Origin of the sequence: Lactococcus sp. AK05 (assembly GCF_041026685.1) — a bacterium.
Classification (GTDB): Bacteria; Bacillota; Bacilli; order Lactobacillales; family Streptococcaceae; genus Lactococcus; species Lactococcus lactis.
In genome coordinates this window covers 1-22,096 of record NZ_JBFTEI010000001.1, presented here as the reverse complement: position 1 = coordinate 22,096, position 22,096 = coordinate 1, and the positions used below count along the sequence as shown (strand labels likewise).

The following is a 22,096-nucleotide window of genomic DNA, read 5'->3' as shown; positions in this document are numbered from 1 at the left end:
GACAAAGCTGTCAGTAACTTTTAGAAATAAAAAAAGCGCCAATTGACGCTTAAAAAATTTATTCTGCGGCAGCTGCTTTAGCGGCGCGGCTATTTTTTTGTTTTGCTTCTTCTTCAGCTTCTTCTTTAGCAATTTGCTCTTTGATGAGTTGTTCTTTCATCTTAGCTTGCAAACGTTCCAATTCGCGTTTTTCAACTAAAGTTTCACGTTTCAATTCAGGTGATGGGTGAATTTTAACTGTTCCATCAGCAATTTCTTCCAAAGCACGCAAAGTATTTTTTACAGCTTTAAATTCTTTTGTTGGGCGTTCTTTATCACGCAATTCATGCGCACGTTTTGCTTCCAAAACTACTAAAGAATATTTTGAATCAACTTGGTCCAATAACTTGTCAATTGAAGGTTCTAACATCATAATTCATTACCTCATTTTCTAAACTTTTCATTCTATTTTTACTAACAGACTTGTTATCATCAAAATAAAATTCTGTCAGTAAAATTTATCAACTTTATCATTTCTGTCAGGACTATCAGTAGAACTGATAACTCCTTCGCATTAAACTGACAAATCTGTCAGTAATTTTTCCAATTAAATCAAACTTTCACATCATCAATCATATGAACGTAGCGTTCAATCACGCGGTCCACACGGTAATGTTCAGCTTCAATAATTTTCTTAACACGTTCGGCAGCAAGTTCAACTTTGTCATTAACGACGGCATAATCATATTCACTCATCAAGCGAATTTCTTCTTTTGCTTTTTCAAGTCGTGAAGCAATGACTTCAGCCGAATCTGTCCCACGTCCAACTAAACGTCCACGTAATTCTTCCAAATCTGGTGGAGTCAAGAAGACAAAAACACCATCTGGAACTTTTTCCTTCACTTGAAGCGCACCTTGCACTTCAATTTCTAGAAAAACATCTTTTCCTTCGTCCAATGTCTGATTGACATAAGTTAAAGGTGTGCCATAATAATTTCCAACATATTCAGCATATTCCAGCATCTGACCATTGCGAATCATTTCTTCAAATTCATCACGTGTCCGGAAATAATAATCTTTTCCATCTACTTCGCCAGGACGTTGCTTACGCGTTGTCATTGACACTGAATATTCAAAGTTGTTTTCACTCTCAAAAATTTTAGCACGAACTGTTCCTTTTCCAACACCAGAAGGTCCAGAAAAAACAATTAATAAACCACGCTCACGCATTTTTTCCTCCGATATATCTCTAATTCCATCTCTTAATCAACGATTAAATTCATTCTATCAAAAGCTAGCTCTTAAAACTAGCTTTTGTAACAAAAAAGAAATATAATTTCGTAATAAGACACAAAAAAACTGTCAAAAGACAGTTTTTTATTTTGCATAGTCAATCGCTCGAGTTTCACGGATAACAGTAATCTTGATATTACCAGGATAATCCATTTCATCCTCAATTCGATTTTTCACATCACGCGCCAAAATCACAATTTGGTCATCCGTTAATTTCTCTGGTTTAACCATTACACGAATTTCACGTCCAGCTTGTAAGGCAAAGGCTGTTTCCACACCTTCAAAGCTTGTTGAAATTGCTTCAAGGTCTTTCAAACGTTTGATGTAATTTTCAATTGATTCACGACGAGCTCCAGGACGTGCTGCTGACAAAGCATCAGCCGCTGCAACAAGTACCGCAATGTTACTCAAAGGTTCTGTATCACCGTGGTGGCTCGCAATTGTATTGATGACAATTGGATTTTCCTTGTACTTACGTGCAAGTTCTGTACCAATTTCAACGTGGCTTCCCTCAACTTCATGGTCAAGTGCTTTACCAATATCATGCAAGAAACCTGCACGTTTAGCAAGTGCCACATTTTCTCCCATTTCGCCAGCCAAATTACCAGCAATATGAGCAACTTCAACTGAGTGATCAAGTACGTTTTGTCCATATGAAGTACGGAAATGCAAACGTCCCATAATCTTCATCAAGTCAGGATGCAAGTTATGCGCCCCAACTTCAAAGGCTGCTTGTTCACCATATTCACGCATTTTATGATCAAGTGCTTTGCGGTTTTTCTCAACCAACTCTTCAATTCGCGCTGGATGAATTCGACCATCTTGAACTAATTGTTCAAGAGTCATACGAGCAATTTCACGACGAATTGGGTCAAATCCTGAAAGTACAACTGCTTCTGGCGTATCATCAATGATGACATCAATCCCAGTCAATGCTTCAAAAGTACGAATATTACGACCTTCACGACCGATAATCCGACCTTTCATACCATCGTCTGGTAAATTGACAACCGAAACAGTTTGTTCAGCTACAGAATCAGATGAAACGCGTTGAATAGCAAGTGAGATAATATTTTTAGCTCGCTTATCTGCTTCAACTTGAGCTTTTTCTTCGCTTTGACGAATAATTTGAGCCATTTCTTTTGTCAAACCATCTCGAGTTTCACTCAAAATAATTTCACGAGCATCATCTGTGCTCAAATTTGAAATACGCTCCAATTCTAGTCGTTTCTTTTCTTCAATATGCGCTAATTGTTCTTCTCGCTTACTGAGCGTATCAGTTTTTCTAACGAGGTTCTCCTCTTTAGAATCTAAGTTTTCTTCTTTTTTCGTTAAGGTATCATCCTTACGGTCTAAGATTTCTTCACGTTGTTTTAGGCGCTTTTCAGTCTCCTTTAACTCCTGACGTTCTTGCTTAAATTCATCTTCGATTTCACGACGTTGCTTTTGTTCTTCTTCACGAAGGGTGTAACGGGCTTCTTTTTTGAAGGCTTCAGCCTCCATTTTCAAAGACTCCGCCTCACGTTTAGCATTCGCCATCACCTCATTTGCTTTATTTTCAGCTTCATTAAAAAGAGATTCAGCATCCTGCTTATTTTTCTTTATATTTTGAGCGTAAAAAATAAATGCGACAACTAATACAACCAATAAGACCAAGAGAACGATAGAAATAATGTCCATTAGTCTCCTCTAAAGTCAGTAGTAATTCCAATAAATTCTACTCACAGTTTGATTATAAATTAATGTATTTTACATAGTAAAACACTCATTTATTATATCATTTTAAGGCTCATTATTCAATGAAAGATAGTGTAACGCTTTCAGAATAATTTAGAGTCAATTATGTCATCATAAATTGACATCCTTCACGAATAAATAAAGACAGTTATTTTACTAACTGTCTTCATCAACTAATTTTCAAGTAAAGCAGCGGCTTCTTCATCCAAAATAAAAGTAACATTTGGATGCGTCCGTAAAATAGAAGCTGGAATTTCTTCTGTGATTGGGCCCTCAAGAACTTTTTTCATAATCTCTGCTTTCTTTTTTCCGTCAGCAAAAACTAAAAGTTGCTTGCTTGCTAGAACTGTTCGTGGACCAAAAGTGACATAAGGAGAAGCCGGTTCTTTATCTGTCAAATTTTTGATTGACTGATAAATCTCATCCCCTTCTTCAAATGGAACAGCAAAAATTTCTCGCTCAAAGCTTGTATGTCCTGGCATATTTGCACAAAAATGGCCATCTTCTCCTATCCCCATAACAATCAAATCAATCCCACCGTCCTGTAAGATTTTTTGGTCAAAAACTTGATTATTTTGAGCATTTAATTCATGAAGATTACCGTCATCAATATGTACTCGATCATAGAAAGCTGTCTTTAAAGCACTCATTGTTAATCCATAGCGTTCACCAGCAAGTGGCACTTCATCAAAATTGTAATAATGGATATTTGAGCGATCAAAATTCATTTTTTGGAGTTTATCAATAAGAATTTCATACATTCCAAGAGGGGTATTTCCCGCTGTAAGCGAAAGATTTACCCTTTTTGAAAGCATCATCTTATCAAGAACAATCGCTGCAGCAAGTTCACTCATTGTGGCGTAATCTTTAGTGATTATTTTTTTCATAGAAGCTCCTTTTTTCTTGTTACTTCTATTTTACAGGATTGAGTATTCTATTTAAAGCAATTCTACTCGTTGAAAATAAAAAAAGCGGAAATCCGCTTTTTTTATTATTTTTTAAGAGCTGTTTTAAGTTCTTCAACCTTATCTGTTTGTTCCCATGGTAATTCTACATCTGTACGGCCGAAGTGCCTTTCGACTTTGGGCTTTAGCCCATTAGCGAGAAAGGACAGCGGAGGAGACAATGGTGACGTAGACCGAACGAAGGTCGGCGAGGCCGATTATTTACCTAAAACGGATTTAAGCTCTTCAACCTTGTCTGTTTGTTCCCATGGCAATTCTACATCTGTACGGCCGAAGTGCCCGTAAGCTGCTGTTTGTCCGTAAATAGGACGGAGTAAGTCAAGCATTTGAATAATTCCTGCTGGGCGAAGATCAAATACTTTACGAATTGCTGCTAAAAGTTCATCATCTGAGACTTTACCTGTACCAAAAGTATCAACATTGATTGATGTTGGTGTCGCAACACCAATAGCGTATGAAAGTTGAATTTGCGCTTTTTCTGCAAGTCCAGCTGCCACAATATTTTTGGCTACATAACGTGCTGCGTAAGAAGCTGAACGGTCAACTTTTGTTGCATCCTTACCAGAGAAAGCTCCACCACCGTGGGGAGCATATCCACCATAAGTATCAACAATAATTTTACGTCCAGTCAAGCCTGAATCCCCTTGAGGACCACCAATAACAAAACGTCCTGTTGGATTGATGAAGTATTTAGTTTCATCATCTAAAAGTTCAGCTGGAATAACAGCCTTGATGACTTTATTAATCACATCATCGTGAATTTCTTCGTTTGTTGCTGACGCAGCATGTTGAGTAGAAATAACGACTGTGTCAATGCGTTTTGCTTTGCCATTATCATCATATTCTACAGTTACTTGTGATTTTGCATCAGGACGCAAGTATGAAATTTCACCTGATTTACGTAAATCAGCTAATTTTTTAACTAATTTATGTGAAAGTGAGATGGCGAGTGGCATATATTCGGCAGTTTCGTTAGTCGCAAAACCGAACATCATTCCTTGGTCACCAGCACCAATCAAATCAAGCGGGTCAACTAATTGGCCATTTTTATCGCGAACTTCTTCGGCTTCATTTACCCCTTGTGCAATATCGCTTGATTGCTCAACAAGTGAGACGTGAACGCCCACTGATTTATAATCAAATCCATTTTCGCTATCTGTATAGCCAATTTTTTTGATTGTTTCACGAACGACATGAGCAATATCAACATAAGCTGATGTTGATATTTCACCAAAGACATTGACCGTCCCTGTATATACGACCGTTTCACAAGCAACGTGTGCATGTGGGTCTTGTGCGAGAATGGCATCAAGAATGGCATCTGAGATTTGGTCTGCAACCTTATCTGGATGACCTTCTGATACTGATTCTGATGTAAATAAATGTTTTTCTGACATTAAAAATGTCCCCCAATCTAAATTTTGGTTACAAGGCGTCTTTAAACTTATCTAATATTTACTGACGAAAAACCTTCATAGGATAGCCGTTGGGCTTCAGCGCTTACGGATATGCTAGTATTTTCATCAGTAATTTTTAAAATAAATCAAATCCTTTCGGGACTCGTAACTCTCTTATTTTACCTCTTTTTCGGAAAAAATGCACTCTTTCCTTTACATGATTCTAAAATAAATCTACTGATAAATTTTAAATAAGTTGTCCTTATGATAATTCAAACCCGAAATGCTGAATGGTCTTGTTTTTCAACTTATCAATTGTCAAACTTAATGTTTTTTAAACATGTATTCGCGGGTCATTGGCAAACCTTGACCTGAAGCACCTTTAGTCAAAAGATATTGAACAACATCAATATTTCCAGCTTCAAAACTTGCAGCGCAGGCTTGAAGATAAAGTGTCCACATTCTTGCAAATGGTCTACCCATTTCTTTTTCTACTTCATCAAAAACTTCGAGATAATTTTCATTCCAAATTTCAAGCGTTTTTTGATAATGACGACGAAGGGGTTCAAGATCATCCATTTGCAAACCAGCAGTCATAATATGTTCAACATTTTCAGCGATATTTGGAATATAACCTCCAGGGAAAATGTATTTTTCAATAAATGGATCCACACCAGCACCGCGATGTTGTCCAGTAATACCATGAATCAATGCGCGACCATTTGGTTTGAGATAATCAGAAACTTTTTGGAAATACATTTCCAAATTTTCTTTCCCAACATGTTCAAACATTCCGACAGATGTAATGTAATCAAAAGGTTCTTCTTTGAGGTCACGATAATCGACCAGATAAACTTTCACTTTATCAGAAAGTCCCAAATCATCCGCTTTTTTGCGAACATAATAATATTGTTCTTCTGAGAGTGTCACTCCGACTGCTGAAAGGCCATATTCTTGAACAGCCTTAAACATCAAAGTTCCCCAGCCACAACCAATATCAAGCAAACGTCCCCCAGGTTTACTATCGAGTTTGTCCAAAATATGATGAACTTTAGCAATTTGTGCTTCTTCCAAAGTCATATCTTCATGTTCAAAATAAGCACATGAATAAGTCATCGTTGGGTCAAGCCATTTGTTATAAAAGTCATTCCCAATATCATAATGACTATGAATATCTTCACGAGATTGTTTTTGAGAATGATTTCCCAAAAGTTTTATCATTGATTTCCCAAAACCAGATTGGTCTGTTAAAAAGCTACCGGCCTTACGATATGCTGATGTAACAAGCTCTTGAATGCTCCCCTCAATTTCAATTTCTTCATTCATGTAAGCTTCAGCCAATACTAAGGTTGGCATTGAGCTCAATTCACTAAATGAGAATTTTTTATTAAAAGTAATGTGAACTTGCGTTTCTCCTTCACCATACTTTTCTGTTTTTCCATCCCAATAAGTTACTGCAATGGGGATATCGAAAGCAACTGCAAGTGCTTTGTTCAAAACTGTTTTTTCAAATACCAAGTTATTCTTCCCTTTCCTAACATTGTTCTAATAAAACTATACTCCGTAGATTATTGAAAGTCAAATACTTACTATCGTTAGATTTTTCTGAAAATTTTCATTGTCAGTAAATTAATAAAGATTTTGCCTATAAGTGAGGTCAGCCTCCTAGATTCTAGAAAATAGATAACTTTGAACTTGCGCAAGTGCAGAAACGTAATTTCCTAATTTTCCCTCTCGCTTGCAGTCGACTTCACATGGTATAATAAAAAAATGAACGACAAACTTGAAAAATCTATTATTTTACAAAAAAATCCTTGGCTGACTGATGTAAAAATTGTCGCTGAATCCGAATCAACTCAAAAAGATGCTAAATTAGACGGACAAGAAAATTGTCTTTATTTAACTGAAAGACAAAATAAAACTTATGGTCGTTTTGGCCGTCAGTATTTTGCTGCGCCGTCTGGCGGAATTTATATGAGTTTGTCACTCAAGCCTAAAGTTGAACTAGAAAAACTTCCAGAGTTCACTCTGCTGACAGGAGCTGCCATTGTGTCAGCAATCGAAAAATTAACTGACAAAAAGCCTCAAATTAAATGGGTTAACGATATTTATCTAGATGATAAAAAATTTGTTGGTATTCTTGCCGAAACATCACTTAATCCAACTCAAGAAGCTCAAGTTATCATTGGTGTCGGAATTAATTTTTCTATTTCCCAATTTCCAACTGAAATCGAAGAGCGAGCCACTTCTTTATTTTATAATGAACAAGCAAGCATCAGTCGTTCGGAATTAATTGCCGAAATCTGGTCTGAATTTCATCGTTTATCAGAGGGTTCATTTTTTGAAATTTATAAATCTCACTCATTTATTCTTGGCAAACAAGTTGAATTTGTTCAATCTGGACAAACTTTTTCCGGAAGAGCCACAGATTTAACCTCTAAAGGTGAGCTTATCGTAAATTTAGATAATGGTCAGCAAAAAATACTTTCCAGTGGCGAGATCTCACTAAAAAAATGGACTTAATCAGTCCATTTTTTCAGTTATTATTATTATATTATATAGGAGGCCAGTTTTAGGTCATGGTGGACCAGAATTATTTTACTGACAGAACTTTCTGTCAGTAACTTTTTTAGAAATCTGACCAGTCATCTTCTTTTTCTTTTTCAACTGGTTGTGCTTCCTTAGTCTTACGACTTTTTGGTTCATCCCATGGATTTCCCCATTGGTTTGAATCTTGTTGATTTTGACGTCCTTTATCTTCATAACGACGTGCCCAATTATTCATTTTATCTGAATAACGTTCTGACCAACGATCCATTTTTTCATCAAAATGTTGCGCTTTACGATTCCATTTTTCTTGATAATCATCTTCTGAATCATCATAGTAATTTCGTGGTCTAGCACTTGGAATAATCCAACTTGCTACGAAATACAATGGAATCAATCCGCCCCAGCTTCCAAAAGCTAGAACAACAAATAGGATACGTAGAATCGTCACAACATCACGACCCAGACCAAAATATTCTGCAATCCCTGCAATGACACCACTGACTCTACGATTTGTCACTGATTTTGTTAATTGTCTTTGAGACATAATTTATCCTTTCTTCATAATCGTTGAATTAACCTTGTGACGGTGTCATCAATAGACTCGCAATCACATAAACAATGAGTAATGTTCCCCAACTTCCGAAAGTACCAAGCACAATCAGAACCCGAATTACATTAATTACTGTACGGCTCAAGCCAAAGTATTCACCAAGTCCCCCGACGGTTCCTGCGATGACTCGATTGCTACTTGATCTTTTCAGAGTTTTCTTAGCCATTTCTCACCTTTCTTTTCAAATTTACTGACAGAACTCTTATAAAATTTCTGTCAGTAAAATTTTATTCAGTTTCTTCTTTGTCAGTAGTTTCAGTATCTTTAAGCCAAATCGTTCCTGATTTTGTTTCAAATTCAAAGGTTAATGATTCAGCACCTTGACGGACAATCGCTGCTCCATTACGGCCAGCTTCAAAAGGACTATCAAGATTTAAACGTGTCTTATATCCGCCAAAGATTGTGCGAACATGACCAACCAAGCCCAAACTTTCTGGTACAGAAACTTTGATATCGCCATTCACATTTTTAAGATTTAATTTGTGAGCCGTTCCTGTTTTTTCGGTCAGCAAAATATTTCCGTTTACGAGTGAAACATCACCAGATTCAAAAGCAGTTGTAATTCTGATATTACCATTAACTCCAGTTAATTCTAAATCTGAATTCGTGCCATCAATTACTTTGATTTCACCATTCTTATTGTTAATCTTCAACTCATCGCTGTTTACTTCAAGCACTTCAGCATTTCCGTTCATAAGATTAATATTCATTTTTTGACTGGAAATTTTTTCAACTTTAAGTTCTGCATGAGGTGTATTAATCTCAATATTTTCATATTCTTTTACTGGTAAGTAAAGTTCAATATCCGCAGAAATTCGACCATTTGCTTCAATTTCAAGCACATCATCTTCAACTTCAAGTTTAGTTTTTTCAGCAATGTAAGCTTCTACATTACCATCTTCAACTGCCCCGTAAATTTTATATTCTACTTTTACATGGGCATTTTCACCCGGTAAAATATTTACTTTTCCACTCTTAAGATTAAGATTAACATTTTTGAAATCTTCGTTGATATCTTTTTCTACAGTGTGAGAAATTGATTTAACCTTAGGAAATCCTTTTGAAAAATCAATATTATCATCAACAGATTTTGCAACCCCTTGGAAAATTTCTTTACCTCTAGCAAACAAACTTTCTGCAACATTTTTCATTGCATCAGGAAAATCTACATCGTGATTAACATATCCTTCTTTATCTGTATATGTGAATTCTTTGTTCTCGGTTTTATCATCAGAAGCTTCTCCATTCACTGAACCATTTTTTTCAAGTAATTCTAAAGCTTCATCTTCCGTGATAATTCCACGACGCATCAAATCCATAATTCTATCTTTTTTATTAGCCATTTTTTTAGATCCTTTCTCTGCTCATTCAAGCATTCAATATCTTAAAAACTTTTTTTATTGAGATTATCTTTATCTCGTACACTTATTATCTCAAACTTTTACCAAATAAAAATCAGCCTTTGGGCTGATTTTTAACATCTTCTTTTTTTAACTAAATAAAAGATTCAATACTCCTATTTTACTGACAGAACTACTAATTAATTTTGTCAGTAATTATTTAGGTTGAATATAAGTTGCCAAAGCAGCTACACCAGCAGAAATATGGCGTTCGCTGACAATATTATTACCTTTAACATTCATCTCTGAAACGAGAATAGAGTTATCTGAATAAACCTTTTCAACAAAAGCTACGTGACCATATTCAGAACTTGAACCAGCTACTCCTGGTGGGAAGCTAACAGCATAACCCTCAGTTGGAACAGTTGTTGTGAAATAACCTTGAGCTTGGGCATTAATTCCCCATTCGCCACCATTTCCCATATGTGTTCCAACGAGCCCACCTAATTGAATGATACGGTTATAAACATACTGTGTACAATTACCAAAAGCATAACTATCAGCACCTGGATATTCTACCCCATTATATTCTGGATAAGCTGAATTATCTAATTTTGATGCCACCAATGGACTTTCAGGAATTTTACTATCTATAACTTGTGTTGTACTATCAACATTATCATAAGCATCTAATTTATATTCTTGAATAATTTCAATTAATTTTTGTGCATATGCCGGGTCAGTAGCAAAAATTCCTTGCAATGCTTGAGCCGCCTCTTGGTAAGTCTTAGCATGTGATTTCCATGCGCCAGCATAAATTTCTGAGTTCCAAGTTGTCCCTTTAATCATTAAATTAATATAATCATCCAAGGCTTGGTCATAATTACTATAAACTCTAAAACTTTGCTCAATATAATAAAGATTATTTCCCGAAAATTCTTCCGTCTTAAATGAAATTGATTTTCCTAAATAAGCACCTGTAATATTGAAAATATTAAAATACTGCTGACTCATATTACTTTGACCAGAACCAGATTCTAAAATCGCCTGTGCCAAGATAATTGACGCATACAAATTATTCTTACCAGCTAAAATTCTCACGCGGTCCGCAATACTTTTAATAAAGGCTTCTGTACTAGAAGTATCAATTTTATCAATTGACTTAGCTGCTTCAATTGTTTTCAAAACAGGGCCAGCGTAAATAGAAGGAGCTGAATCTGCTGATGAATTAGGAATTTGTGCTGCAGTTGATGTCTGATAGTAGGCATTATCCTGTGAATAATTAGAGGGTGCAGCTGTAGAAGTTGATGCTGAAGGAGCTGTGGTAGAAACTGAAGTTGATGGTGCTTGAGTTGTTGTAGAGGAATTACTAGTTGAATTATTATTTGTTGATGAACTTGGATTACTTGGTTTTGATGATGAACTTGAATTACCTGTACTTGACGATGAACTTGAACCATTTGAATTTGATGATGAGCTTGAGCTACCTGTACCTGATGATGAACTTGAACTACCCGTACTTGACGATGAACTTGAACCACCTGTGCTTGATGAAGCATCTGAACTACTTGTAGTTGCTGACGAAGCCTCTGAACTGCCTGCGTTTGATGATAATATTGCAGCTGATCTACTCACAACTGTTAATGCTTCTGAGCTTATCCCTGATGCATCTGAACTATTTCCAACAGTTACTCGATCAGCATGAACGGTCACACCAAAAGTCGTCATTCCTAAAAACAGCGCTGTTCCCGCAATAAATTTTTCCTTTTTTAAGCGCTTAGTTTTATCATTATTAGTCAATTCTAGTTAATCCTCCATGGTATGTATTATAATTTCAACATCATTTCTTTCAAGACATTTACTTTTACGCAATTGTAACATTTAAAAACAAGCAAGTCAAATTAATCACTTTTATTTATTGAATAGATTCTCATTTTTATTTGAAAAAATTATTATACGATATAGCTAGTAGCAAAATCATATAAAAAATGTCCATCATAAGTGACAAAGCCATATTTAATCATATTTTATAATAAGTTGCTTATGACTTAGTTGAAATAACCCATACTCTCTAAAACAAAGGACTACTATTTTCCCAAAATAGTAGTCTGTTCTCTTGATCTTATATCTCTAAGTGAAATTACTAAAATGTAATGTTTTTATTACGAATTTAATAATATAGAAAAAATCAAATTCAGTCAAAAAACCTTATTCATCGTTGGCTCCTATTTCAACACTCTTCTTATCCTCAGTTTGGTAATCTTTTAAAAAGATAGTATCCGCATAAAATAGATTCTTATATTCATTTTTTTAGTCCCTCTCAAATGTCTTTTAAGGGAGAAATTTCAAATATACTAAGAACAATTAATGAAGGAATTACTAGAGTACCCCCTTTTGCTGTATAATAGTTCAAATCAATAAAGCTTATACCAGATTCTTCGTAAATTAGACAAAATTTTTTTTGCAAGACAAGCATTCTTCTGACGCAATCAGGAATTCAATGTTCCAATTCGTTAAAGTCAAATTTTCTTTCTTTCATCATTCTATAAACAATGATTGATTTCCAACAACCAGATAAACTATTTTAATAGCACCCAATGGATAAAATCGAAAATACTTGATAAATTTATATACTAAGATAGAACCTTATGCTATATCAAAGCAAATTTAAAAATAAAAAAACGTCCATCATAAATGACAAACGTTTATTTAATCATGTTTTAAAAGTTGATTAAGCTTTGTTTGCTGAATTTACCACTTCAAGAAATAAAGATACTTATTATTTCTTAAACTGTAAAAAAAGAGCTACTTCATTGAAGAATTTTATTTTATAAAATTTTAATGCTTCTCAATGTTACTCACAATAGTGTGGCAAACTTGTGGCAATATTTTTTTGTGGCAAGTTTTAGTACAATTGATCATCTATTAGGCACAACAAAAAGATATCGTTTAGATATCAATGTATGGTATAATATATTCTAGGAGGTGATTCAATGGCAGAACGATTTGTATTTACTTTATCAGCAGTAAATAGAGAACGATTAGAATGTATGCAGGAATATCTAAAAGAACAAGGAACACCAGCAAAATTTGTGGGATTGATAAATTTAAGTATTGCTGAATATGAAAAAAAATTTATTCATGATAATAAAGATTATGAGCAATTCAAAAATAATTGGAATCAAAAAAAGTAAAATCATTCTATGGTTTTATTTTTTTATTTGCTTTTTTGATATCAAACTGCTATACTTTTATCAGATAGCTACTTGATATCAAATAGCCATCAATAGTATTTTGGAGGAAAAGGAAAAATGAGACCACATGCAAGAGCACCAGCAATTTTTATAAAACTCACTATTAAAAATCAAAAATAGAAATATGGAGAAAAATTTAAAATGAAAACATTTAAAGAGATTTTTATCGACGAAAATATGGAAATGCCTAATAAATACGGTATTACCCGAGTACAAAGAATTAACCTAGATAGCTCCGTAGAATTCGAATTTAATGATGAATCTAAAGCTTTTTTACGGGGTGAGTTAGCTAAGTTACCACACAAAGCCGAAACTATATATGAACCTACCCTAAAAAAATTTGCTGAGAATATTATTCTTCTCAATATTCAAAAACATCGTAAAGACGATAGATCTAGAATTTCTTTAATGAATGATGAAATTTACCACGGTTATAGAAATATATCATTTTATACAACTAAATAGAGTAATTAAATTGTTTAGAGGGATTCCCCTAAACTTTTAAAAAGAACGGAGAATAACAATGAAAAACACATCTAAAAATATTACTTATTTCTTTGCTTTAATATTATCGGTTTCCCTTGGATTTGTAAATGGTAGTAGTTTCGATTTATATACTACTTTAATTGCTTTACAAACTATTTTTGTAGTTCTTTTCTTCACACTGATTTTGCCAGACTTGGTCGAAAGTGATAAGGAAAAATCAAAAGAACATGGAGACCGAGAACATTAATGAGTGATAAATTTAAAAGTAACGTTACATTTGCTGCAGCAATCATTGCTTTATTGATTGCTATTCCCTTTACTGGTTCTATACAAGTGATTGCTTCTTTAATAGGAGTGGTGCTAATTGTCATCTCCTTTTACTACATGATAAAGCAGAAAATAAAGAGTATTATTTCTTTTTTTAGAGGAAAGAGATGATTATGGAATTTTTCTTATTTTGGATTGAATTATATAGGAAACAACATCAAAATAATCCTGTAGGAAAAGTAAGTTTGAATAATAAAAATTTGTTTCTGAATTTCCCAAAATACATTGACTTCCTAAGGGATTTGCTAATATTAGTCAGTTTGATGATATTCATATTATCTTGGTTTGCTAATGCAAAATTAATAAGCTTAGTACTCGGTTTTTCCTTTATATTTCTTCTGTTAAAGCAATTTGAATGGTTTAACTTTTTAAAACAAACAATTCAATATATTTATCGCTTTGATTATTTATTATTGAATTTTTTAGTCGACAATGAACTATTAAAAGATAAATATAATTTAGAAAGTGCTGAATTATCATATGAAATAACAGATAAGGAATTAATAATTTATGCATACAAAGCTGGGGGGCTATCATCTAAACTTGAGAACCTCGACTTGGAGCTCTCAGCGCTCTTTAATTTACCGTTGGAAGAAAAGATAATCAGACCTGCGATTGTTGAATATAAATTTATTATTGAGCGCCCAGAACGCTTAGTTTTAAAATCTAGTTCAAAAGAAAGTCTAGATGATTTGGAAATTGATTTAGGCTATGGTGTAAAGTACAACCCAGTAACGTGCCCGCATATCCTTGTTGCGGGTGGTACAGGCTCAGGTAAGTCAGTATTTATTAGCTTTCTGCTTTTAGAGTTATTGAAGCGAGATTCTACGATTTATATAGCTGACCCTAAAAATTCTGATTTGGGCTCTCTATCGTATTACTTAGGAGATGAGCGAGTGGCTACAAATCCTAATAATATTGCGAGAATTGTTCGATTAGCTGTCACAGAAATGCAGGAACGCTACGACATCATGAGAGAAAATTTCGTATACGGCAGCAACTTTAGAGATCATAATTTTCGGCCAGTGTTTTTAATCTTTGATGAGATGGGCTCTTTTAAGGCAAGTAGCACGGATAAAAATTCTAAAGCAGTGGTCAACGAAGTTATGGATGGTATTAAACAAATCATTTTACTTGGTAGGGCTGCGGGAGTATTTGTGCTTGTTGCAGCACAGCAGGTCAGCTCTGACACGCTAAGTACTGATTTACGAGATAATCTTGGTTTAAGAATAGCGTTAGGTGCCAATTCTTCGGAAGGCTATCGCATGGTGTTCGGTTCTGCAACACCTGAGCCACAACCGATTGAAGTTAAAGGGGCAGGGTTTCTATATAAACAAGGAGCAGGGAAAGAAAAAGCCCAGTATTGGGAAAGTCCCTTTCTAGATACTCAGCAATTTGACTTTATAAGTCAATTAAAATTGTATCTAAATAAGGAGTAAAAGTTATATGTATGAAATTTCGTTTAATGTTAAGCTCTCTGATGGTAGCTTTATGAGTGATATTGAGTATAATGATAATCCTTACAAATGTATCCTCGAAATATTAGAAGATGTGCAGTTATTTTTCTCAGGGTTTACTAATTATTTTTATCCTGATAAAGATAAAGAAATAGATTTTTCGACACATGCTGATATCAAGCTAGAAATCACTCTGCCAGATAAAAGAATTATCGCATTGATAGAAAAAAATACCGCTTATATTGCTTTATTACGCATTATAACTAGAGCTTATCAATGTTTGGTAGACAATGAATTAGAATAACCTTAGCCAGATAACAATAAAAATTTATAACTAAAAGTAATTGTTTGTACAGTTTGTTCAGTGATTTTCTGAATAAACTGTACAAACAATTCGCACGGGGCTGCCGAGTGTGGGCAGTCAGCTTGAAAAGCTGAAAAATAGAAAAAGTCCAAAACTGAAGACAATAAAAGCTGATGAAAGGAATTTTGATATGAAATTAAATGATTTTTTGAAACCTGAGTTACTTGGAAATAAATTCTTAGCAGTAAAAGGATATTCAGAAGTATTAGACCGTGAAACACAGAAGTTATCTGCTTACCGTTTAAATGTGTCTATTCAAGATGAGAGTTCAGACTTCTTCATGGAAATGATTCAAGTTAAAGTTAATAATGTAGCTCCTAGCTTAAGTGTTCAAGATTTAAAAAATAATAAAACTACTCCTGTTCTCCTTCAAGATCTAAATGTTGGTCAATTTAATGGAAATCTGTGGTTTTCTTGTGCTGACGTCCTACCAGCTAATAAATAATTTCTAGCCTCTGTATCTCTTATTTTGGTTCAAGAATGGAACTGCCCAACTCGTTGGGCAAGCGGAGCGTGTTAGTGGAACGACATTCTTGATCCAAAATTTAGAGGTACGGAAGCGAATTTTATTCGCTTCCTAGTTTATTTATTATATAAACAATCTTAAGGCGATAAATCGCTATATAGGGACTGATTTTTATGACGAGTTATAATAAAAAAATAGTCCGAACAAGCTCATACATTGAAATTTGGGAATATGAAAAACCTATTTTCATTAGTGATAAAATTGCTATGATAGATGAAACTGTTGAACAGTTAGAAAGTAAAAAAGAAAAATCAAAGCGAAGGAAATTTGATGAACTCACTGACGATGAACAAAAGAATAGATTAGAAAGAATGGGAAAGACTAGACTAGAAGCAAAATGGAAATTATTACGAATTGTAGATTGCAATTTTGATAATAAAACTTCATTCCTAACTTTAACCACTAAAAAGAATGTTCAAGACAGAGACGAGTTTAACTCCCTACTAAAAACATTTATAAAGAGATTTAACTATCATATTTTTAATACAAAAAAGAGTAAACTTAAATATTGTGCAACTTTAGAGCGTCAAAAGAGGGGGGCTTATCATGCACACATTCTATTATTTGAGGTTCCATACGTTCCACATGACAAGCTTTTAACCCTATGGAAACATGGTGCTGTTCGGATAAATAAGGTAGATGTGGATTCTAAAGAAAACCGCGGGCGATACTGTGCAAAATATTTTGAAAAAGGTATAGGCCAAGAACTCTTAGAAAGTTTTGGTAAAAAGGCTTTTTATTCTTCTAGAAATTTAAAAAAACCTGAAGTCCTAAAATTATTTACGTTTGAGGAAACCGAAGATATCATCAAACATAATGAAGTTCTATACGAAACAGAGTATTCAGGTAAGATTTTCAAAAATGGAGAACTCTTAGAGAACCGTATCAAATATAAAAAAATAAAAATTGATTAAATGCGAAGAAATAGAAAAAAGTCATCAATCAAATACTTTGGTGAGCAATGATTGATGACTATATTTGTGAGTAGCCAAACTGGTTACTTCTCAAGTTTAGCATAAAATGAGGAATAAGCTATGAAAATAAAATATGTTCCAGTAGAGAACTGTGAAGCAGAATGGGGGAATAAACAAGCCATATGTAAAAGATTTGAAGGCTTAAAACTAAAATCTCTAAATGCACTATTAACTGAAATGAGAAATACTTCTGAGTACCAAAAATTCGTTATCAATCCAACACAAAAAATTGTGATGATAAATTTTGAGGGTTTCCTCCTATTCTTACGTTATCGCCAAGAACACCGTTATAAAAGGAGTGCTTGATGAATAATGTTAAAATCAGCAATATCACACAAAAATCTATTCGCGATAGTTTAAAAAAAGGTAGTAAAGAAGTCAAATTTCGTTCTTCCTTCAAAAATCCGTTAACAACCAAACGCAGAGAATTTCTTTCAGAATGGTACACCATAAACGAAAATTATGATGATAAAGGAAATATAAAAATTTCCTCACAGCTTCAAAGTATTATTCAACGTGATATGCAAAATCTTGCAAACTCAATCTATCAAGATATTTCAAAAGTTCAAATCACATTGTCAAATGATAATATAACTATTGAAAAAATTTGGTCTGAGTGGCACAATGATAGAGTTCTTAAGAAAAAAGTATCTCCCAAAACTCTTGCAGGAGAAACTGGAAGATTTAACAATCACATTACTCGTTTAATCCCTCGTGATAGTCTTCTCAAAAATATCCGTTCGGAATTAATTCAAAGTCTTCTTGATGATTTATATCCTCTAGGAAATCATAAACGAGTAGCCCAGTCAATCAAATCTGATTTAAGTTCAATCTACTTTTTTGCAGTTAAGAAAAATTATATCTTACCCGAACAAAATCCAATGCTTTATGTGGCAGTTGAAGAAAAAGGATTGAGTGAGCAACTTGAACAGCTTGAAAATAAAAGTATTGAAAATCACTACTTAGAAAAAGATGAACTAAATGAAGTTCTAACCATTATCAGAAAGTATAATCAACAATACGCTAGAATTTTAGAGTTTCAAGTTTTGACTGGTATGCGTATCGGGGAGGTTCTTGGTTTAAAAACCTCTGAGATTTCCTTTGATACCCATTTGGCAGCAATCAAAAGAACTCGTGCGACACATGCAGGAGCCTCTAAAGAAGATTACGAAGGGGACGTTAAAAATAAGCAAAGTTATCGTACAATCAGGCTATCAGCTAAAGCTCTGCTTCTTCTCCAAGAAGAACTAGAAATTAACCAATATCATATTATAGGCAATCCTGACTATAAAGATAAAGGTTGGATATTTACTTCTAAGAGTTCCAATAAAAGTGATTATAATGGTACTCCTCTTCATTACTCAGTAATCAATAATTTTCTTAATTCATCTGAAACGGGAAAAATCACTAAAACGGGGCATGTTAAAAAAGTTGGCATAAATATTGATAATCGACTTAGCTTTAACAAGCATATAAGCACTCATATTTTCCGTCATACATTTGTCAGTCACATGGCAGAACAAGGAGTTCCCTTGATTGCTGTTCAACGTTATATAGGTCACAAATCAGGAAGTAAAATCACAGAAGAAATATATACACATATCACAAAGAAAATGAGTGATACAATAACAGAATCAATAGACACACTTATTGATTAACGATTATTTAGGATTTACCAAATTTGGTAAATTCTTTTTTTGTGCCAAAGGTGTGGCAAAAACTAAAAAATTGTACTAAAAAACACTTATCACAAGTGACAAGCGTTGATTTAATCATGTTTATAAAGTTGATTAAGCTTTGTTTGATAAATTTAATAAAAATTATTCGTATTTTGCTATTTTCTCCTATAATTACTGATTTTATTGGCTTTGTGCATCAATATCAATAAATAGTATTTGCGTATAATTATCATATTGTCTAAATAAATAGTGACCATTTCATGGTTAACAATGTAAGGTCGATTTTGGTGGGAAATCATATAGTTCTCCGCCAGTTTAATTAACTGTGGATACCTCAAATTATATGTTATACTTTTCTCTTATATACTGAGCTATATTATCTGAGTCAGGATATATAAATTTTTTATTTATACCAATAATATCTAATTCTTTCAATATTTGTTTTTTATTCTTTATAACAACTTCATATTCAAAATCAATTTTTTGAATAACATTTTTCACAACCTTTCTATAAAAAGGCTTACTAGATGGAGTCAAAGGAGAGGATTTATAAGTGCTCATCTGGTATATGAATGCACCTTGCTGATTTTTTAACCTGTCAAAGATTATTGATGGTTTATAAATTATCTTTGGAAACGGGGGAAACTTGTCATCTCGTATTTCATAAGCCATCACAAAAAGTAACATCAAGGGTTTGCAATCAAGTTCATTTATTCTTGCTTGATATGGATTACCTGTATTCACATCAGGAGATATTTCAACATCTTTAACAAATTTTAAAATCTTAAATTCAGAATAGAAATTTTCTAGCTCCTCCTTTCCAGACACATCACTATATTTATCTAATAAGTTCATTAATTCAACTATATTTTCTTTATTTTTATGAATATTAGACGAATCATGAATTATTGTTTCCATAACCCCTTTATAATGAGCTTCTAAAATATACCTGCATATTTTTAACTTTGAATTTAAGTGTGGATTCTCTCTATTTATATTTTCAAGCGTTAATATGCTATAAAAAGTACTGTACATCTCTTTATAAAATGATGTATCTTGAAATTTAATACTTTTTCCACCACTTTCTTGAAAAAATGCTCCCGCTTGTTCCATCTGTTCTTGTATTGATTCGATGTCCATTTCCTTATCATACAATTTGGAAGTAAGGGGATCTGCAATAAATCCATCATTTTCAATTGCATATAACATTCCATCAGAGTCAAAATTAGCCTCACATGCAAAGTATAATGCTACTATGGGATTTTCTGTTACATCTAATAATTCCGTAGGTAATCCATGATGTTGACTATACGCCATGAAATTTTCTCTGCTATCCTTGTCTAATGAATATCCAACTTCCCTAAAATAATCTTTTCTAATTATTCTTAATTCCTTTGGAAACTGTGTATTTCTATATCCACTAGCTAATAAAGGTTTTTCATGTTTTAAACTTTCTCCTCTAAAGTAAAATCTTCTGTTATCTAGAGATATTTCTTGAAGTATAGTCATAAAATCAACTAAATTTGATATTTCAAATTTTTTCATATTTTTATTATAACACAAAAAAAGAATCATTATAAAGCTTACTATAGCGGTAATCCACTCCATTATTCAGTATTAAATAATTTTCTAAATCCTCCTGAAACTTGAAAATTTAGTAAGCGTACTAGTAGACCAAAGAAGGTGGAAATTAACATTGATGAACGGTTGAGCTCCAATAAGCACATTTCAACTCACTCATATTGGTTCCTTAGCTAAACAAGGTATCCTACGTATAGGATAAAACTCAGGCTCAAGAATGATATCAATTTATCTGCACGTTACAAAAAGCATGAAAAAGGACATTCCACAATTAATTGAATATTTAGCCAAATAACTTATTAAAAGTGTGGCAAAAGTGTGGCAAACCCTAAAAAATTGTGCTAAAAAACGCTTGTCATTCCTGACAAACGTTAATTTAATCTCATTCTATAAGCTGATTAAGCTTTGTTTGCTGAACCGAATACGTCGATACGTTCTTCAACAGACGCAGTAATTGCATCGAAACCAGGTTTCAAGAATTTACGTGGGTCGAAAAGTTTTTTCTTCATGTATTCTGCTTCATTAGCATCAAATTCATTAACGAATTTACGAGTAGCAGCTGCGAAAGCAAGTTGGCATTCAGTATTAACGTTAACTTTAGCTACACCATTAGCGATAGCTTCTCTTATTTGATCATCAGGGATACCAGAACCACCGTGAAGTACGATTGGCACATTGTGTCCCATAGCTTCAACGAGTGCTTTGTTCAATTTTTCAAGGTGATCGATGTGAAGACCTTTCCAGTTTTCTGGGTAAGGACCGTGAATGTTACCGATACCTGCTGCAAGGAAGTCAACACCAAGTTTAGCCATTGCAACTGCATCATCGATAGGAGCAAGTTCACCTTCACCAACGATACCGTCTTCTTCACCACCAATTGAACCAACTTCACATTCAACTGAGATGCCTTTAGCATGAGCTTTAGCGATTACTTCTTCAGCAAGTTTAAGGTTTTCTTCGATTGGAAGATGTGAACCGTCAAACATCAATGATGAGTAACCAACTTCGATACATTCCAAAGCATCATCAAAATGACCATGGTCAAGGTGAATAGCAACTGGAACTGTGATTCCCATTGATTCTACAAGAGTTTCAATGAGGAGTTTACACATTTTGTAACCACCCATGTATTTAGCCGCACCCATAGAAGTTTGAATCAATACTGGAGTCTTTTTAGCTTCTGCTGCACGCAAGATAGCTTGAGTCCATTCAAGGTTGTTTGTGTTGAAACCACCGATAGCGTATCCGTTATCACGAGCGGCTTGTACGAATTTTTCTGCTGAAACGATTGCCATTTCAAAATTCCTCCGAATATTTTATTACTTACCTAGTATAGCATTTTGTGAAGTATTTTTCTAGTCCAAGCTCGCAAAAATCCAAAGTAAACGCTTTATTAAGCCATTCTTAAAGAAAGATAAAAAAAGATTAATAGTTTAATAACTATTAATCTTAGCATATCCCGAGGACCGGTTTCGAACCGGTACGAAGGTTACCCCTCGCAGGATTTTAAGTCCTGTGCGTCTGCCAGTTCCGCCACCCCGGGTATTATACAAAAACTCCCACTTGGGAGAATTATC

23 protein-coding genes and 1 tRNA gene are annotated in these 22,096 nt (G+C 33.9%); 11 read left to right on the top strand and 13 right to left on the bottom strand.

Annotated elements, in window-relative coordinates:
* Positions 1-58: 58 nt before the first annotated feature.
* From rpoZ to AB6B24_RS00095, 6 genes are all read right to left on the bottom strand, one after another.
* On the bottom strand, positions 59-412 hold the full coding sequence (gene rpoZ, locus AB6B24_RS00120) for a DNA-directed RNA polymerase subunit omega (protein WP_010906189.1): 354 nt from the start codon (positions 410-412) through the stop codon (positions 59-61).
* A gap of 179 nt (positions 413-591) precedes the next feature.
* Positions 592-1,209, bottom strand: a complete 618-nt coding sequence (gmk, locus tag AB6B24_RS00115; protein WP_003131468.1) for a guanylate kinase — start codon at positions 1,207-1,209, stop codon at positions 592-594.
* Between the two features lie 147 nt (positions 1,210-1,356).
* Positions 1,357-2,952, bottom strand: coding sequence for a ribonuclease Y (gene rny / locus AB6B24_RS00110; RefSeq protein ID WP_003131467.1), 1,596 nt, complete (start codon positions 2,950-2,952; stop codon positions 1,357-1,359).
* Between the two features lie 230 nt (positions 2,953-3,182).
* A complete protein-coding gene (locus AB6B24_RS00105; protein ID WP_003131466.1) occupies positions 3,183-3,896 on the bottom strand; it encodes a glucosamine-6-phosphate deaminase in 714 nt (237 codons plus the stop codon).
* Positions 3,897-4,171: 275 nt separating this feature from the next.
* On the bottom strand, positions 4,172-5,371 hold the full coding sequence (gene metK / locus AB6B24_RS00100; protein ID WP_017865032.1) for a methionine adenosyltransferase: 1,200 nt from the start codon (positions 5,369-5,371) through the stop codon (positions 4,172-4,174).
* A 324-nt stretch (positions 5,372-5,695) separates the two neighbouring features.
* On the bottom strand, positions 5,696-6,889 hold the full coding sequence (locus AB6B24_RS00095; protein ID WP_012898453.1) for a cyclopropane-fatty-acyl-phospholipid synthase family protein: 1,194 nt from the start codon (positions 6,887-6,889) through the stop codon (positions 5,696-5,698).
* Between the two features lie 252 nt (positions 6,890-7,141).
* Here AB6B24_RS00095 and AB6B24_RS00090 point away from each other — a divergent pair, with 252 nt between their 5' ends.
* Positions 7,142-7,894, top strand: coding sequence for a biotin--[acetyl-CoA-carboxylase] ligase (locus tag AB6B24_RS00090; RefSeq protein WP_058209630.1), 753 nt, complete (start codon positions 7,142-7,144; stop codon positions 7,892-7,894).
* 106 nt (positions 7,895-8,000) lie between these two features.
* Here the strand turns inward: AB6B24_RS00090 and AB6B24_RS00085 are convergent, their stop codons facing one another.
* From AB6B24_RS00085 to AB6B24_RS00070, 4 genes are all read right to left on the bottom strand, one after another.
* On the bottom strand, positions 8,001-8,465 hold the full coding sequence (locus AB6B24_RS00085; protein ID WP_003131461.1) for a PspC domain-containing protein: 465 nt from the start codon (positions 8,463-8,465) through the stop codon (positions 8,001-8,003).
* Between the two features lie 28 nt (positions 8,466-8,493).
* A complete protein-coding gene (locus tag AB6B24_RS00080; protein WP_003131460.1) occupies positions 8,494-8,697 on the bottom strand; it encodes a PspC domain-containing protein in 204 nt (67 codons plus the stop codon).
* 61 nt (positions 8,698-8,758) lie between these two features.
* A complete protein-coding gene (locus AB6B24_RS00075; RefSeq protein ID WP_003131459.1) occupies positions 8,759-9,874 on the bottom strand; it encodes a DUF4097 domain-containing protein in 1,116 nt (371 codons plus the stop codon).
* 213 nt (positions 9,875-10,087) lie between these two features.
* Positions 10,088-11,671: an amidase domain-containing protein gene (locus AB6B24_RS00070; RefSeq protein ID WP_311805585.1), complete on the bottom strand. Its 1,584-nt coding sequence runs from the start codon at positions 11,669-11,671 to the stop codon at positions 10,088-10,090.
* A gap of 1,193 nt (positions 11,672-12,864) precedes the next feature.
* On the opposite strand from AB6B24_RS00070, the gene AB6B24_RS00065 reads away from it, so the two are divergent.
* The 10 genes from AB6B24_RS00065 to AB6B24_RS00020 all read left to right on the top strand — a co-directional run bounded on the left by AB6B24_RS00065 (position 12,865) and on the right by AB6B24_RS00020 (position 18,917).
* On the top strand, positions 12,865-13,065 hold the full coding sequence (locus AB6B24_RS00065) for a hypothetical protein (RefSeq protein WP_311806815.1): 201 nt from the start codon (positions 12,865-12,867) through the stop codon (positions 13,063-13,065).
* Between the two features lie 201 nt (positions 13,066-13,266).
* On the top strand, positions 13,267-13,590 hold the full coding sequence (locus AB6B24_RS00060; protein WP_311806816.1) for a hypothetical protein: 324 nt from the start codon (positions 13,267-13,269) through the stop codon (positions 13,588-13,590).
* 58 nt (positions 13,591-13,648) lie between these two features.
* On the top strand, positions 13,649-13,858 hold the full coding sequence (locus AB6B24_RS00055) for a hypothetical protein (RefSeq protein WP_311806817.1): 210 nt from the start codon (positions 13,649-13,651) through the stop codon (positions 13,856-13,858).
* A complete protein-coding gene (locus AB6B24_RS00050) occupies positions 13,858-14,049 on the top strand; it encodes a hypothetical protein (RefSeq protein WP_311806818.1) in 192 nt (63 codons plus the stop codon). The genes AB6B24_RS00055 and AB6B24_RS00050 overlap by 1 nt, the downstream gene beginning before the upstream one ends.
* The gene (locus AB6B24_RS00045; protein ID WP_311806819.1) at positions 14,046-15,377 is read left to right on the top strand and encodes an FtsK/SpoIIIE domain-containing protein; all 1,332 of its coding nucleotides are present in this window, start codon (positions 14,046-14,048) and stop codon (positions 15,375-15,377) included. Before AB6B24_RS00050 ends, AB6B24_RS00045 begins: the two co-directional genes overlap by 4 nt.
* A gap of 7 nt (positions 15,378-15,384) precedes the next feature.
* Positions 15,385-15,699: a hypothetical protein gene (locus AB6B24_RS00040; RefSeq protein ID WP_225512799.1), complete on the top strand. Its 315-nt coding sequence runs from the start codon at positions 15,385-15,387 to the stop codon at positions 15,697-15,699.
* 190 nt (positions 15,700-15,889) lie between these two features.
* Entirely contained in the window at positions 15,890-16,204 is a 315-nt protein-coding gene (locus tag AB6B24_RS00035) for a hypothetical protein (protein ID WP_002398939.1), read from the top strand.
* A 194-nt stretch (positions 16,205-16,398) separates the two neighbouring features.
* On the top strand, positions 16,399-17,199 hold the full coding sequence (locus AB6B24_RS00030; protein ID WP_311806820.1) for a Rep protein: 801 nt from the start codon (positions 16,399-16,401) through the stop codon (positions 17,197-17,199).
* A 120-nt stretch (positions 17,200-17,319) separates the two neighbouring features.
* Positions 17,320-17,565, top strand: a complete 246-nt coding sequence (locus AB6B24_RS00025; protein WP_311806821.1) for a DNA-binding protein — start codon at positions 17,320-17,322, stop codon at positions 17,563-17,565.
* Positions 17,565-18,917: a site-specific integrase gene (locus tag AB6B24_RS00020; protein ID WP_311806822.1), complete on the top strand. Its 1,353-nt coding sequence runs from the start codon at positions 17,565-17,567 to the stop codon at positions 18,915-18,917. The genes AB6B24_RS00025 and AB6B24_RS00020 overlap by 1 nt, the downstream gene beginning before the upstream one ends.
* Before the next feature lie 360 nt (positions 18,918-19,277).
* Here AB6B24_RS00020 and AB6B24_RS00015 read toward each other — a convergent pair whose 3' ends face one another.
* The 3 genes from AB6B24_RS00015 to AB6B24_RS00005 form a co-directional block, all read right to left on the bottom strand.
* Positions 19,278-20,483, bottom strand: coding sequence for an FRG domain-containing protein (locus AB6B24_RS00015; protein WP_311806823.1), 1,206 nt, complete (start codon positions 20,481-20,483; stop codon positions 19,278-19,280).
* Positions 20,484-20,917: 434 nt separating this feature from the next.
* On the bottom strand, positions 20,918-21,814 hold the full coding sequence (locus AB6B24_RS00010) for a class II fructose-bisphosphate aldolase (protein ID WP_003131457.1): 897 nt from the start codon (positions 21,812-21,814) through the stop codon (positions 20,918-20,920).
* Between the two features lie 162 nt (positions 21,815-21,976).
* A tRNA-Leu gene (locus AB6B24_RS00005) sits at positions 21,977-22,062 on the bottom strand.
* Between the last annotated feature and the right edge of the window lie 34 nt (positions 22,063-22,096).

Excerpts from the sequence above, each read along its gene's own strand:
- AB6B24_RS00035 (WP_002398939.1), top strand. The coding sequence starts at position 15,890 with ATGAAATTAAATGATTTTTTGAAACCTGAGTTACTTGGAAATAAATTC.
- AB6B24_RS00090 (WP_058209630.1), top strand. The coding sequence starts at position 7,142 with ATGAACGACAAACTTGAAAAATCTATTATTTTACAAAAAAATCCTTGG.
- AB6B24_RS00085 (WP_003131461.1), bottom strand. The coding sequence starts at position 8,465 with ATGTCTCAAAGACAATTAACAAAATCAGTGACAAATCGTAGAGTCAGT.
- AB6B24_RS00055 (WP_311806817.1), top strand. The coding sequence starts at position 13,649 with ATGAAAAACACATCTAAAAATATTACTTATTTCTTTGCTTTAATATTA.
- AB6B24_RS00075 (WP_003131459.1), bottom strand. The coding sequence starts at position 9,874 with ATGGCTAATAAAAAAGATAGAATTATGGATTTGATGCGTCGTGGAATT.
- AB6B24_RS00030 (WP_311806820.1), top strand. The coding sequence starts at position 16,399 with ATGACGAGTTATAATAAAAAAATAGTCCGAACAAGCTCATACATTGAA.
- rpoZ (WP_010906189.1), bottom strand. The coding sequence starts at position 412 with ATGATGTTAGAACCTTCAATTGACAAGTTATTGGACCAAGTTGATTCA.
- AB6B24_RS00050 (WP_311806818.1), top strand. The coding sequence starts at position 13,858 with ATGAGTGATAAATTTAAAAGTAACGTTACATTTGCTGCAGCAATCATT.
- AB6B24_RS00025 (WP_311806821.1), top strand. The coding sequence starts at position 17,320 with ATGAAAATAAAATATGTTCCAGTAGAGAACTGTGAAGCAGAATGGGGG.
- AB6B24_RS00105 (WP_003131466.1), bottom strand. The coding sequence starts at position 3,896 with ATGAAAAAAATAATCACTAAAGATTACGCCACAATGAGTGAACTTGCT.
- metK (WP_017865032.1), bottom strand. The coding sequence starts at position 5,371 with ATGTCAGAAAAACATTTATTTACATCAGAATCAGTATCAGAAGGTCAT.
- AB6B24_RS00045 (WP_311806819.1), top strand. The coding sequence starts at position 14,046 with ATGATTATGGAATTTTTCTTATTTTGGATTGAATTATATAGGAAACAA.
- AB6B24_RS00010 (WP_003131457.1), bottom strand. The coding sequence starts at position 21,814 with ATGGCAATCGTTTCAGCAGAAAAATTCGTACAAGCCGCTCGTGATAAC.
- AB6B24_RS00080 (WP_003131460.1), bottom strand. The coding sequence starts at position 8,697 with ATGGCTAAGAAAACTCTGAAAAGATCAAGTAGCAATCGAGTCATCGCA.
- AB6B24_RS00015 (WP_311806823.1), bottom strand. The coding sequence starts at position 20,483 with ATGAAAAAATTTGAAATATCAAATTTAGTTGATTTTATGACTATACTT.
- rny (WP_003131467.1), bottom strand. The coding sequence starts at position 2,952 with ATGGACATTATTTCTATCGTTCTCTTGGTCTTATTGGTTGTATTAGTT.
- gmk (WP_003131468.1), bottom strand. The coding sequence starts at position 1,209 with ATGCGTGAGCGTGGTTTATTAATTGTTTTTTCTGGACCTTCTGGTGTT.
- AB6B24_RS00065 (WP_311806815.1), top strand. The coding sequence starts at position 12,865 with ATGGCAGAACGATTTGTATTTACTTTATCAGCAGTAAATAGAGAACGA.
- AB6B24_RS00040 (WP_225512799.1), top strand. The coding sequence starts at position 15,385 with ATGTATGAAATTTCGTTTAATGTTAAGCTCTCTGATGGTAGCTTTATG.
- AB6B24_RS00020 (WP_311806822.1), top strand. The coding sequence starts at position 17,565 with ATGAATAATGTTAAAATCAGCAATATCACACAAAAATCTATTCGCGAT.
- AB6B24_RS00060 (WP_311806816.1), top strand. The coding sequence starts at position 13,267 with ATGAAAACATTTAAAGAGATTTTTATCGACGAAAATATGGAAATGCCT.